The 13,643-nt window shown below is 57.0% G+C and carries 11 protein-coding genes; 3 read left to right on the top strand and 8 right to left on the bottom strand.

The genetic code is table 11. The features are described 5' to 3' along the window. Positions 1–10: 10 nt before the first annotated feature. Genes hyfB through hydN form a run of 3 tightly spaced genes read right to left on the bottom strand, consistent with a single transcriptional unit; the run spans position 11 to position 3,223 of the window. Entirely contained in the window at positions 11–2,026 is a 2,016-nt protein-coding gene (hyfB, locus tag N6G83_RS17425) for a hydrogenase 4 subunit B (RefSeq protein ID WP_211134828.1), read from the bottom strand. 2 nt (positions 2,027–2,028) lie between these two features. After that, the gene (locus N6G83_RS17420) at positions 2,029–2,649 is read right to left on the bottom strand and encodes a 4Fe-4S dicluster domain-containing protein (RefSeq protein ID WP_211134827.1); all 621 of its coding nucleotides are present in this window, start codon (positions 2,647–2,649) and stop codon (positions 2,029–2,031) included. A 31-nt stretch (positions 2,650–2,680) separates the two neighbouring features. Next, entirely contained in the window at positions 2,681–3,223 is a 543-nt protein-coding gene (gene hydN, locus N6G83_RS17415) for an electron transport protein HydN (RefSeq protein WP_161712243.1), read from the bottom strand. Positions 3,224–3,883: 660 nt separating this feature from the next. On the opposite strand from hydN, the gene hypA reads away from it, so the two are divergent. The 3 genes from hypA (at position 3,884) to flhA (ending at position 6,743) form a co-directional block, all read left to right on the top strand. After that, positions 3,884–4,228 (top strand): hydrogenase maturation nickel metallochaperone HypA, encoded by a 345-nt coding sequence (gene hypA, locus N6G83_RS17410; RefSeq protein WP_024529692.1) that lies wholly within the window; start codon positions 3,884–3,886, stop codon positions 4,226–4,228. A gap of 15 nt (positions 4,229–4,243) precedes the next feature. After that, positions 4,244–4,537, top strand: a complete 294-nt coding sequence (hybG, locus tag N6G83_RS17405) for a hydrogenase maturation factor HybG (protein WP_024529693.1) — start codon at positions 4,244–4,246, stop codon at positions 4,535–4,537. Between the two features lie 139 nt (positions 4,538–4,676). Beyond that, on the top strand, positions 4,677–6,743 hold the full coding sequence (gene flhA, locus N6G83_RS17400; RefSeq protein WP_211136854.1) for a formate hydrogenlyase transcriptional activator FlhA: 2,067 nt from the start codon (positions 4,677–4,679) through the stop codon (positions 6,741–6,743). A gap of 505 nt (positions 6,744–7,248) precedes the next feature. On the opposite strand, the gene N6G83_RS17395 is transcribed toward flhA, so the two are convergent. Genes N6G83_RS17395 through N6G83_RS17375 form a run of 5 tightly spaced genes read right to left on the bottom strand, consistent with a single transcriptional unit; the run spans position 7,249 to position 13,423 of the window. Beyond that, on the bottom strand, positions 7,249–8,241 hold the full coding sequence (locus tag N6G83_RS17395) for a substrate-binding domain-containing protein (protein WP_370505618.1): 993 nt from the start codon (positions 8,239–8,241) through the stop codon (positions 7,249–7,251). Positions 8,242–8,290: 49 nt separating this feature from the next. Then, positions 8,291–9,328, bottom strand: coding sequence for an ABC transporter permease (locus N6G83_RS17390; protein WP_024529696.1), 1,038 nt, complete (start codon positions 9,326–9,328; stop codon positions 8,291–8,293). 37 nt (positions 9,329–9,365) lie between these two features. After that, positions 9,366–10,871, bottom strand: coding sequence for a sugar ABC transporter ATP-binding protein (locus tag N6G83_RS17385; protein ID WP_211136620.1), 1,506 nt, complete (start codon positions 10,869–10,871; stop codon positions 9,366–9,368). Further along, positions 10,868–12,385, bottom strand: coding sequence for a xylulokinase (gene xylB / locus N6G83_RS17380; RefSeq protein ID WP_211136621.1), 1,518 nt, complete (start codon positions 12,383–12,385; stop codon positions 10,868–10,870). The genes N6G83_RS17385 and xylB overlap by 4 nt, the downstream gene beginning before the upstream one ends. A gap of 3 nt (positions 12,386–12,388) precedes the next feature. After that, the gene (locus N6G83_RS17375; protein WP_161712239.1) at positions 12,389–13,423 is read right to left on the bottom strand and encodes an NAD(P)-dependent alcohol dehydrogenase; all 1,035 of its coding nucleotides are present in this window, start codon (positions 13,421–13,423) and stop codon (positions 12,389–12,391) included. Positions 13,424–13,643: the final 220 nt, after the last annotated feature.

Below are 13,643 nucleotides of genomic sequence, written 5' to 3'. Positions count from 1 at the left end.
CTATTTCCCCTTAAACCGCGACAAGCAACAGCAGGATCACCAAGGCGATCACCACATACAGGCAATAGAAGCGGAAGTCGCCGCTCTGCATGCCCTGCAACCGCACACCCAGACGTTGAGAGGCCTTGACCAGCGGATTGATGATCCAGTCATCCCAGAACGGTTCGGCACGGGTTGCCCCTGCGGTGGTCTGTTCCAGTGCCCGCGACAATGCAGGCGTTGGATCGAGCTGCTTGCGCAGATGGTACAGCGAAGCAAACATGGCGCGCAGTGGTTGGGTAAAGCCCCCTGCGGACACCGCCATCGCCTGCTCCCAGTTATAGCCACAGGCCCACGGGTCGCCACGGCGGCGGAAGCTGGACTGATTGCTTTTCAGCAGCAGATACACCGCCAATGGGATCAGCGGCAGAGCGAGCAGCAGGATAAAGGTCAACGCCGGTGACAGCATGGCCTGGCTGGCCAGTTGCGGCACCAGCATTGAACCTTGCACGACGGTGAGGTCATGAGTGCCAACCAGCGTCATGGCAACCTGCGCCAGAATGGGTGCAACCACGCTGGCCCCTACGCCGAGCAGTACGCACAGCAGGGCCAGCAACAGCATGGAGACTGTCATCTGCCATGGCACTTCGCGAGCCTGCGCCGCTTTTTCACTGCGCGGCCCGCCGCAGAAGCTGACGCCGTAGACCTTGACGAAGCACATCGCCGCCAGCGCCCCGGTGATCGCCAGCATCACCATGGCAATCGGGCCGCTGAGGCGCATCACAACGTTGCCGTCGTGGCTCATGGAGAATAGCGATTGGTAGGTGTACCACTCGCTGATAAACCCGTTCAGCGGCGGCAGGGCGGAGATCGACATACAGCCGATCAGGAACGCCAGCCCGGTCAGCGGCATCAGCTTCGCCAGACCCCCCATCTGTTCCATATCGCGGGTATGCACGCGCCAAATCACGGCACCGGCCCCCAGGAACAGCAAGCCTTTAAACACCGCATGGTTGAGCAGGTGATACAGCGCGCCGAGCAGGCCCAGCGCAGCCATTATCGGATGTCCGCTAGCCATGCCGACCATCGCCACGCCAACGCCCATTAAAATGATGCCGATGTTCTCTACCGTGTGCCAGGCCAGCAGGCGTTTGATATCGTGCTCGGCCAATGCATACAGCACACCCAACACCGCAGACACCGCACCGAAGGCCAGCACCACGATGCCCCACCACATTTCGGTGGCACCCAGCAGATCGATCCCGACCTTGATGATGCCGAAGATGCCGATCTTCACCATCACGCCAGACATCAGCGCAGAAGCATGAGAAGGGGCTGCCGGGTGGGCACGCGGTAGCCAGCTGTGCAGCGGCAGCATCCCCGCCTTGGCCCCAAAGCCAAAGAAAGCCAGCAGGAAAACGACCGATGCCATCCAAGGGGAAAGCGACAGCGAACGGAAGGAGTCAAAGTCCAGGCTGCCGCTCTGCCGCCACATCAGGAAGAAGGCGATCATGATCAGCACCGATCCGGCATGGGCGATAAAGAAGTACAGCAAACCGGCGCTGATGGATTCGTCATCCTGATCGGCGATTACCAGGAACCAGGAGGCCAGCGACATCATTTCGAACAGAATGATGAAGTAGAAGGCGTTATCCATCACCACCAGCCCGACCATCGAGGCGATAAACAGGTTCATAAAGAACCCCATGCTCGCGGCGCCTTTACCGCGATATTCCTGCACATAGGCGATGGAATACAACGCGCAAACGGTGACCAGCAGCGAAATCACCACCAGCATGAAAGCCGCCAGCGAGTCCATGCGCACCACAAAAGCGGCAAACGAGAACAGGCCAGGGGTGGAGAAGGAGAGGGTATGCCCGCTTAACAGGACGGGAACGGCGCTGCATAGTCCTAACAGGCCACCGAGCATCGCGCTGATCCCCGCCAGCAAAATGGCAAGGCGCTCCCGGCGAAACAGCAGTAGCGACAGCACGCCACCGGCGACATAAATCACCAAAGCCCAAAGCAGTAGAGTGAGAGAGTCCATGTTTATTTCTGCCCCCTGACGAGAGAAGGAGAGGATGGCCAGCCGATCGCGACCTGGCCGGCTCGCGCCAAACGCCGGGCCTGCGCTTCCTGCTCAAACTGCTGTTCATCGACGATATGCAAGGCATTGGTTGGGCAGATGCGTACGCATTCAGGCCCATCGGCGAGGAACGCGCAGAGATCGCACTTCACCGCCACCGTTTTAACCCCGGCATTCCAGGACAGATAGGGCGATTGGCTTGCGGGACTGGTTGGCACGTCGGGCAACAGTTCTGCCGGGACATACTGTTCAAACATCGACGGGATATTGACCGGCCCACTGCCCGCAGGCGTGATTGCACCGAACGGGCAGGCCAGGCCACACAGCTTGCAGCCAATGCACAGGGTCTCGTTCAGCTCGATGGCGTGCTCGCCGTGCGTGATGGCATTGACCGGGCAAACGCGCGCGCAAGGGGCGTCTTCACATTGACGGCAAAGCATCGGTGCCGTTTGCTCTCCGACGCGCGTCACCGTCAGTCTGGGATGCGACTGTAGCCCTTCGGCCTTATGCACCTCGGTGCAGGCGGCCATGCAGGTGTTGCAGCCGATACAGTGCTGAGGATCCGCAATAACAAAGCGGTTCATGGCCGTTCCTCCAACAGAAAGCGATTCACGCTCACATTGCCAACGACAGTGGGGTGAGTGCGGCGCGGCGGCGTTTTTCCGCATTCATTTTTTGCAGCAGTTGTTGGTCTACGCAGTGCAGCGCATCGGTGGGGCAAAACTCCATACAGGCCGGGCCGTTGGCTCGCCCGGAGCAGAGATCGCACTTATGCGCTTCTGCTTTCTCGGCGGCGGGGAACATCAAGGCATTGCCATGGTGGGCTACCGGGCGGGTGATCACTTCCATCACCCCATATGGGCAAGCCATGACGCAGGCTTTACAGCCGATGCAGCGTTCCTGCGTGACCTTGACCATGCCGTCGCTCTGGCTGATGGCCCCGTTGGGGCAAACGCTGGCGCAGGGGGCATCATCACACTGACGACACAGCACCACGGTGCTGATATTGCCGCCTTTCAGCAGATGCAGGCGAGGCGTGAAGTTGGCGGCATCCAGCGCCGAGACATCCTGGTTTTGGCTATGTGCCACTACGCAGGCGATCTCACAAGTGCGGCAGCCGATGCATTTTTGCGGATCGGCCATGATAAACCTGTTCATCAGTCACTCCTGGTTACCTTCCATCGTTAAACCCCAGGCGGCGAGCCTTTGAGTCTGTGCTGCCGTTAGCTATACATAAAACGTGCCAAACGTAATAAATATATATAAAACAAATGGTTGGGTTTTTATTGGCCGCATATGAACGGCTGATTGGCATAAACGACGACGCGGGAGGGGATATTCGTCACATTCAGCCCGGATTGGCGTCGTCACTTCGTCATTTTTGACGAAATCGATAGCAAAAATGACGGTTTGGCCCTCACCCCAGCCCTCTCCCACAGGGAGAGGGAGCTGATAGCCCCTACTCTGTTGGGAGAAGGGCTGTCATATCAGCAACCTCGATCGCTCCCTTTAGCAAAGGTGAGTCAGCCGGTGTTTATGAAGGATCACTATACTTTCAGCCCAACTCGATCGGTCCCCTCTCCCACAGGGAGAGGGAGCTGATAGCCCCTACTCTGTTGGGAGAAGGGCTGTCATATCAGCAACCTCGATCGCCCCCTTTAGCAAAGGTGAGTCAGCCGGTGTTTATGAAGGATCACTGTACTTTCAGCCCAACTCGATCGGTCCCCTCTCCTTGGGGAGAGGGCCATGGGATCACCTTGGCACCGTAATTGCACTAGCTGAAGCTTCGGCCATTCATCGCCGAACAACGGAGGAGAGATGCATGAAATAACCCTGTGCCATCATGCGATGGAAATCATGCAGCAACACGCCCGGCAAAATCATGCTCGGCGTATTACCGCCGTCTGGTTTGAGATTGGCGCATTTTCCTGCGTGGAGGCGGAGTCCCTACGGTTCTGCTTCGACATGGTTTGTCGCGGCACCTTGGCCGAAGGCTGTGAGTTACATCTGCTCGAACAACAGGCCCAGTGCTGGTGTCACGACTGCCGGGCGGAGATGCAACTGCTGGTTCCCCAGGTGTTGATCTGCCCGCAATGCGGCGGCCGCAACCTGCGGGTGCAGGCGGATGACGGCTTGCAACTCAAGCGCCTGGAAATTGAATAACCAAGAGGAAAAAGCATGTGTATAGGCATTCCCGGTAAGGTTGTGGCGCTGGACGAAAACCAACCCCAGCACGCCTGGGTCGACGTCTGCGGTGTGCAACGAGAAGTGAATATTGCCCTGGTGTGTCAGGACGATGAAGCGCCAGAAGCGCTAATCGGTAGCTGGGTGCTGATCCATGTAGGCTTTGCCATGAGCCGCCTGGATGAGCACGAAGCACAGGAAACCTTGTCAGCGCTGCAAGCTATGGGAGAAGTGGAGCAGGACGTCGCGCTGTTCCTGGCAGGCGAAGGTGACCAGGAACGGCGATAAATTGTGCTATCCCCGGCAAATGATATTCCTGTTGCGGTGTTTTGTTGATCCGGTCGGGAGAAATTACCATTAACAAACCTTACTCTTTGTGAGGATGTTCGCTGGCAATAATCTTCGTGACTCAGACAAGTGATAAACCATGTCGACTGTACGCTTAGAACAACAAGACCTGCTCGAAATTACCCGCATGCTGCTCGGGCAGCATAATTTCATCGATCTGTTACTGCAATTGCGCCAGGTGTTGCGGCGCCTGCAACTGGCCGACAGCGTCGCGTTGGTGCTATTTGATCCTCATAGCGAACGGGTGAGTTTTCACGGGCTGGATCACGCCCAGCAGCCGGTAAACTATCAGGACGAAACGCTGCTGGCGAATGGCCCGGTGAGCCGCTTCCAACACAGCTCGTTACCCCAACGCTGGCAGGCCGATGAGCTGCACGATCGCTATCCGCAAATCCGCGCCCTGAAGTTGCATCCGCCCTTCAACCAATACTGTTTGATGCCGCTACATGCGGGCGGTCGGCCGCTCGGTGGCTGTGAATTACTGCGTAGCGGAAACGAGCCGTTCAGCGATGCCAGCCTGGTGCAGTTGCAAACGCTGATGGAGCTGGTGGCATTGGCCACGCAGCAGATTGTTTTGCTGGAAAACGCGCAAGGGCTACAGCACCAACTGCGTCATGAGCTGGATGACTATCGCATCTTGGTGGATGTCACCAATGCGGTGCTGTCAAAGCTGGATCTGGATGACGTAATGGGGGAGATCTCGGAGAAAATTCACCACTTTTTCAACAGTGACGCCATCAGCATCGTGTTACGCAGTAATCACGCCGAGCAGCTCACCATCTACTCCACCCACTATCTGAACAATAACGCCGCCGAACGCCAGCAGTACAACGTGGCGTTGGCAGGCACCTTAACTGAACGGGTGATGCGCAGCGGCGAAATGCTGCTGCTGAACCTGAAAAATGCCGAGCAGCTTTCTGGCTATGAACGTCGGCTGTTTGAACTTTCACAAGGCCGGATCGAGGCATTGTGCGTATTGCCACTGATATTCGGCCAAAAGAAGCTGGGCGTGCTGAAGTTGGCACAATGTCAGGCGGATGGCTTCAATGCGGCCAACTTGCGGGTGCTGCAACAGATTGCCGAGCGTATTGCCATCGCGGTGGATAACGCGCTGGCCTGTCAGGAGATCAACCGGCTCAAAGAGAGCCTGGTACATGAGAACCTGTATCTGACCGAGCAGATCAACGTCAATCATCCCGATCTGAGCGAGATTGTCGGGCGTAGCGCGGGGATGTCTGCGGTACTCAAACAGGTCGAAATCGTGGCTAAAAGCGACTGTTCGGTACTGATCCTCGGGGAAACGGGCACCGGCAAGGAGCTGATTGCGCGAGCGATCCATAACCTGAGCGAACGGCGTGACCAGCGCATGGTGAAAATGAACTGTGCGGTAATGCCTGCGGGTTTGTTGGAAAGCGACCTGTTTGGCCATGAAAAAGGCTCGTTTACCGGGGCTTCCACGCAACGCATGGGCCGATTTGAGCTGGCGGAGAAGGGGACACTGTTCCTCGATGAAGTGGGGGAGATCCCCATTGAGCTGCAACCCAAGCTGCTGCGGGTGTTACAGGAGCGGGAGTTTGAGCGAGTCGGTGGTAACAAACCGATCTCTGTTGATATCCGCCTGATCGCCGCCACCAACCGGGATTTGCAACAGATGGTGGCCGATCGTGAGTTTCGCAGCGATCTGTTCTATCGCTTGAACGTGTTTCCTATCGTCATTCCACCGCTGCGCGAACGGCCTGAGGATATCCCCCAGTTGGTGAAGTTCCTGACCCATAAAATCGCTCGCCGCATGAAACGCACCATCGACAGTATCCCGGCGCAAACGCTGCGGTTATTAAGCCAGATGCCATGGCCGGGCAACGTGCGTGAACTGGAGAACGTGATTGAGCGGGCGGTATTGCTGACGCGTGGCTCGGTGCTCGAGCTACCGCTACCTGAATTGCCGTATTCGCAACCCGCAGTGGTGCTCTCCGCGCCAGCCAAGGAAACGGTATCGCCGGAGGAGGATGAGCGCCAACGGGTGCTACGTGTGCTGAGAGAAACCAACGGCGTAGTCGCCGGGCCACGTGGGGCCGCACAGCGCCTTGGGCTAAAACGGACAACGCTGCTATCGCGGATGAAAAAGTGGGGGATTTCGGTGAATTGAGCGGCGTAACGTCCTGTCTTTGGTCTTTTTATTACTCCCAACTTTCCGACGCTGTATGGTCTAACTTCGCACTCCACGCAGCTCCCTCTCCCTGTGGGGATCGAGTTCGTTGATTTTTTCAGTGTAATGCCCGGACTTTGGTCTTTTTATTACTCCCAAGTTTCCGAAGCTGTACGGGCTAACTTCGCACTCTATGCAGCTCCCTCTCCCTGTGGGGATCGAGTTCGTTGATTTTTTCTGTGTAATGCCCGGACTTTGGTCTTTTTATTACTCCCAACTTTCCGAAGCTGTATGGTCTAACTTCGCACTCCACGCAGCTCCCTCTCCCTATAGGGATCGAGTTCGTTGATTTTTCGGTGTAATGCCCAGTCTTTGGTCTTTTTATTACTCCCAAGTTTCCGACGCTGTACGGGCTAACTTCGCACTCTATGCAGCTCCCTCTCCCTGTGGGAGAGGGTTGGGGTGAGGGGGAGATTAATAGACTAGTTCAAAGGTTTAGGGATACTTACTTACGCGCATCCAGCAGTTGGGCGGCGTTTTCGGTGGTCACCACGGTCCATGGCACCGAGTAGCGTTTAGCCGTGCCGTTATCCCACTGCATCTGGTCTGCATACTGCTTCCAGATATCCGACTGTGGCTGATAGCTGTCGCCTTTTACCGCGCGCAGCGCTACATCGATAGAACCCTGCATCTGGGCATGGGCATCTTGCAGAATCGACACCATCTCACCGGCCTGCACGGCACGAATGGCATCGGAGACGCCGTCGACCCCGGCAATCGCAAAATCTTTCACGTTCAGATTGGCACCCTTGATGGCTTCAATCGCTCCCAAGGCCATTTCGTCGTTTTGCGCGATGACGCCGTTAATCTGGCCACGGTGTTTCTGCAACCAGTTTTCCATCAGCGGCAGTGCCTCGGCACGTGACCAGTTGGCCGTCTTGCGCTCCAGCACCTTGATTTTGCCTGGACCACATTCGGCAATAGCCTTGTCGTTGCCTTGTCCGCGCTGGATCTCGCCGCTGCCGCCTTTTGGCCCTTCGATAATCACCACGTTGCCCTGGCAGTTCATTTTTTGCAGCACCGCTTTGGCTTCCAGATACCCGCCGAGCACGTCGTCAGAGACCACTTCAGAGGTCATCTGGTCGGTATTCAAACGGGCGTTGGTGACTACCACCGGGATCTTGGCCTTGTTGGCCATGGTCACCACATCGATGTTGGCCTCGTAATCCATCGGGTTAATGATGATGGCATCAGTTTTGGTCTGAATGGCGGTTTCTGCCTGATTGTTCTGCACCATCGGGTCGTAGCGGCCATCGTAAACGGTGAGCTGCACGTTGCCGTTTTTAACCTCAGGATGCTCTTTCGCCGCCTTTTCCATCAGTTGGACAAACTCGGCCTTCATGCCGTACATCAGCACGGCGATTTTCACCGGGGCGGCCTGGGCCAACGTTGAGGTCCCCAGCAGCAGGCCGGAGGTGAGCAACGCAATTTTGGTCATCTTGTTCATGGTGACTCCTGGTTATAGGGTTTTGTTGTTATGAGGTAAGTTAGTCACGCTGTTGTTTGCGTGACGGGTCGAGCAACACGGCGACAACAATCAATGCGCCCTTGATGATCTGCTGGTAATAGGACTGCACACCGAGCAAATCGAGGCCGTTATTCATCACGCCGATAATCAATACGCCGAACAGGGTGCCAACCAAGGTGCCGACGCCGCCGGCCATGCTGGTGCCGCCAATGACCACGGCGGCAATGGCGTCCAGCTCGTAGGCGCTACCGGCGTTGGTTTGTGCGGAGCCGGTACGGGCCGTCAGGATCAAACCGGCGATCCCCGCCAGGGCAGCACACAGGGTGTAGACCAATACCTTGATTTGGATCACGCTGATGCCGGAGGTGCGGGCGCTCTTCTGGTTGCCCCCCACGGCATACACATGGCGGCCGAAGATGGTCTTATTGAGCAGGATCCAGGCGAGCACAAACAGGGCGGTGAAAATAATCACCGGCACCGGGATGCCCAGCACATAGCCATTGCCTAACCAGCGGAAATCGTTGTTGAGTTGGGAAACCGGGTTACCGTCGGTCGTCAGCAGTGCCAGGCCACGGGCGGCGGAAAGCATCCCCATGGTGACGATGAAGGGCTGCAAGCGGTAGCGGGCCAGAATGGTGCCGTTGATCAGCCCGCAGACGATACCGATGCCCAGGGCGACAATCAGCGGCACCATCACGGCGTGCGCGGTATCGCCGATAGACAGCCCGCTGTTGGTGGTGGCAAAGCGGGCGGCAACGATGCCGCTCAGCGCCAATACCGAGCCCACGGAAAGATCGACCCCGGCGGTAATAATCACAAAGGTCATGCCGATGGCCAGAATGCCGTTAATCGAGATCTGGCGCAGAACGATCAGCATGTTCTCGTCGCTTAAGAAGTAATTGCTGCTCCAGGCACCTTGCGCCACCTGAACTTCGCCAATCACCGTGACGATCAGACACAACACGAAGAAGGCGATAATAATGCCGTATTTGTGCAGATGTCGTTTATTTTGCGTAAAAAAAGCTAACCCGGGCGTTAATGAGTGGGTGCCATTCATAGTAAGTTCTCTTTAAAATAATGAGTTGATTGCCTGGCTATACGGCCAGTTTCATTAGTTCCGCCTGCGTGGCGTTTTTAGTCGATAATTCACCGGCGAGCATGCCGTTACGAAACACCAGAATGCGGTCGCTCATACCGATAATTTCTGACAGCTCGGAAGACACCATGATGATCGCTTTATCCTTTAGCGCGAATTCGGACATAAAGCGGTAGATCTCTTTTTTGGCCCCCACGTCAATGCCGCGCGTCGGCTCATCGAGCAGCATGATTTGCGGATCGAGCAAGGCCCAACGCCCCAATACCACCTTCTGCTGGTTGCCGCCGCTCAGGTTGCCGACGATGTGGTCGGCATCGGGGGTTTTGATGTTGAAGCGCTGGATCATATCGTTGGCACGCTGCTGTTCCTGGCCTGGGTTAATCATGCCCAGTTGGCTGATGGCACCCAGCGAAGCTACGTTGATATTTTCTTTAACCGAGCGGCACAGCACCAGGCCGGTATCCTTGCGGTCTTCCGTCACGTAGGCCAGGCCGCTGTTGATTGATTCTTGTGGTGAATGTTTGGCGAGCTGACGATCGCCGATCTGGATGGTGCCGCTGTCCGCGTGCTGAATGCCAAAGATCAGATCGAGGAACTCACTGCGCCCGGACCCTACCAGCCCGTAAATCCCCAGGATCTCGCCGCGTTTTAACGTCAGGCTGATGTCGCGGATCTTGTTGCCCCAGCACAGGTGCTGCACCTCCATCATCACTTCATCGCCGGGCTGATTGAACTTGGCAAACTCGCTTTCGAACTCGCCGCCAATGATGTGCTCGATCAGTTGCTCGCGGGTGATATCTTGCAACAACCCTTCATGGATATAGCTACCGTCGCGAAAAATGGTGTAGCTGTCGGCAATCTGGAAGATCTCGGACAGACGGTGCGAGACATAAATGATGCCTTTGCCCTTGGCGGCCAAACGGGTGATCGCCTGGAAGATTTTCTGCACGTCCTCCTCGCCGATGGCCGACGTGGGTTCATCCATGATGATGATGTCGGCATCGGAGTGGGAGAGGGCCTTGGCGATCTCCACCAACTGCTGCTCCGCCACGCTGAGGTTGCGCATTTTTTCCGTCGGCGACAGGGCAAAATGCAGGTCCTGCAACAGCGCAGCGGTCTGCTGGTTCATGGTTTTGAAATCCACAAACCCCAGGCGGCGGGGTTCGCGCCCCAGCCAGATGTTTTCGGCCACCGTCAAATCGGGGATGGCGCTCAGCTCTTGTTGCACGATGGCGATGCCTGCCGCCAGCGCCTCTTTTGGATGAGTAAACTCACAGCGTTGGCCATTGACGAAAATATCGCCGCTGTCGGGCTGGATAAAGCCCATCAGGATGCTGAGGAAGGTGGATTTCCCGGCACCGTTGCCGCCGCACAGCGCGTGGATCGACCCTTTGCGCAGGCAGAATTCGGCGTTTTTCAGTGCGACGACGGAGCCAAACGACTTCCTCACGCCGGTGACTTCCAGCAAGTAGGCCGGGGCTTGGGTCTGGGGATCGCGTGTCATAGCTTCACCTCGGGATACTCTTTTTGCAGTAGGTTCAGGTAACCGGCATACAGATCGGCATATTGCCGCTGGCGCTGCGGATCCGGCATCACGCGGGTCTCTTCATCCAGCCGGACAAAACGCTGGCATAGCCTGGTTAACTCTTCTGAGGCCAACAGGTCGGGTTGGGCCACAAGGTTGTCACACCACATAGCTTGAATGGCGGCACCCAACGCAGCGGTTTCCTTTTCTGCCAGACACACCACCGGGCAGTTCATCACGTCGGCAACGATCTGCCGCCAGCAGGCGCTGCGAGCGCCACCGCCGGTGAGGCGAATTTCGCTGGTGGAAATACCTTGCTGCTGGAACAGGTCGAGGCCGTAACGCAGGCCATAGGTAGCGCTTTCTACTACGGCCCGGCACAGGTTGGCTCCGGTAAAGTTGTCACTGTCCAGGTTATGCAGGCTGGCCTTGGCTGCGGGCAGTGGTGGAACGCGCTCGCCGTTGAAGAATGGCAGCATCATCACGCCCGCCGCTCCAGGCTCGGTGGCGGCAAGGGCCTGATTGAATCCGGCCACGTCCTGCTGTAACAGGCGCTGTACCGAGGTGCTGGCAGAGGTGACGTTCATGGTGCAAATCAGCGGCAGCCAGCCGTTGCTGCTGGAGCAGAAACCGGCAATCGCTTCAGAATGGCTGACCACCGGCCGATCGGCATAGGCAAACAGCGTCCCGGAGGTGCCGAGACTCATCGTCACGATACCGGGGCGAATGTTACCGGTGCCGATTGCCGCCATCATGTTGTCGCCGCCGCCGCTGGCCACCCGGACATTGGGCTGCAGACCCAGCAGGGCTGCGACTTCCGGGCGCAAGTAGCCAACGCTTTCCTCGGCGTTGATCAGGCGAGGCAGGGCGTTCCACAGCAGGCCGCTATCGTCGATCAGCGCTACGGCATCGCGATCCCAGCAGCGCTGACGAATGTTAAACAGCCCGCTGCCGGAGGCATCGCCAAATTCCGCGACCCGCTCTCCGGTCAGCCAGAAGTTAAGATAGTCATGCGGTAACAGTACCGTTTTCAACCGTGCCCACAGCTGTGGATGTTGTTGCTTGAACCACAGGATCTTGGACGCGGTATAGCCCGCCGCCACCATCAGCCCCAGCTTCTGCAAGGAACCTTTGATGCCACCCAGACCCGCCAGCAGAACGTCGTTTTCCCGCTGGGTGGAGGTGTCGCACCATAGTTTCACCGCGTGTAGCACGTCGCCTTGTTCATCCAAAGCAACGAAACCGTGCTGCTGCCCGGAAACCGACAGGGCGACAATGGCCGCTGGGTCAATGCTGGCGCTGTCGATCGCCTGACGAAACGCCAGCAACAATGCCTCAATCCACCACTCGGTCAACTGTTCCCGGCGGCCGGAAGAGTCGCTGATCATCTCATGCGGCGCGCTGCCTTGGCCCACGATGGTGCCGGATGTGCCATCGACAATCACCACCTTGGTGCCTTGTGTACCACAGTCGATGCCTGCATAGAGCGCCATGGGTTACTCCATTTCCAACATGATTTTGATGTCGGTTGGATGACCCGCCGCCGCGCGTTCAAAGGCGGCCACGCTGTCTTTGAACTTGAAGCTTTGCGAGATCAGCGGCTGGACCCGCAACTTGCCGGAGCTGAGCAGGCGCAGGGTGCGTGGATACATATTGGCGTAACGGAAAATGGTCTTGAAGGTGACCTCTTTGGCCTGGGCGGCCACGATGTCCATGGGGGCTGCATCGATCGGCATGCCGACCAGCACTGCGGTGCCACCGGGAGCAATATGCTCGCTGACGCCGCCGATGGCCGGTTTGGCCCCGCTGCATTCGAACACGATGTCAACGCCGTTGCCGCTGGTCAACTCGGCGACCTTTTGCGCCAGGTTGCCGGTTTTGATATTGACCGCGTGCAGCCCCTCATAATTGGCGGCCACCTGCAGTTTCTCTTCAAACAGATCGCAGATAATCACATCTGAGCAGCCACCGGCCAACGCCGCCAGGGCGGTCACCACGCCGATGGGGCCAGCGCCAATCACCAGCGCGATATCACCCGGCTTGATCGCGGCCTTGGTGGCGGCGTGCATCCCGATAGCCAAGGGTTCAACCATGGCACCCTCGGCAAAGCTGACGTTATCCGGCAGTTTAAAGGTGAAGGCGGCAGGGTGGATGACGCTCTCTCTCAGGCAGCCGTGGATCGGCGGCGTGGCCCAGAAGCGAACGGCTGGATCCAGGTTGTAGATCCCTGCACGGGATTGCTGTGATTGCAGATCGGGAATGCCAGGCTCCATGCAAACCCGATCGCCAACCTGCAGGTGGCGAACGTTTTTGCCAACCGCCATGACGACGCCGGCAGCTTCATGGCCTAGCACCATCGGGGCGTTAACCACGAACGGTCCAATGCGGCCATGCTGATAGTAATGCACATCGCTGCCGCAAATACCGACGGAATGGATCTTGACCTGTACATCGTTTTCGCCAAGGACTTCATCAAACTGACAATCCTGGATGCTGATTTTACCGGGTTTTTCTAGCACTAATGCTTGCATGGTTATCATCCTTTCGTATCATTTTTATGGTATCGATATCATTTCAATGATCAGGATAGTAAGCGCGAGCGGGCTAAAAATGTGTGATGTTGGTTGTGTTTTTTGCTTTTGTGTTAAAATTTGTTGGTTTAATGAGGTGAAATAGTCGTTAAGATCACATTTATTGGCATGTGATGTTAATTATGATGGTATCGATATCATTAACGTTAACGAGGACATC

This window comes from Serratia sp. PL7, from assembly GCF_945957435.1.
The sequence above is the reverse complement of the archived record's forward strand: the minus strand, read 5'-3'. Positions and strand labels throughout refer to the sequence as shown.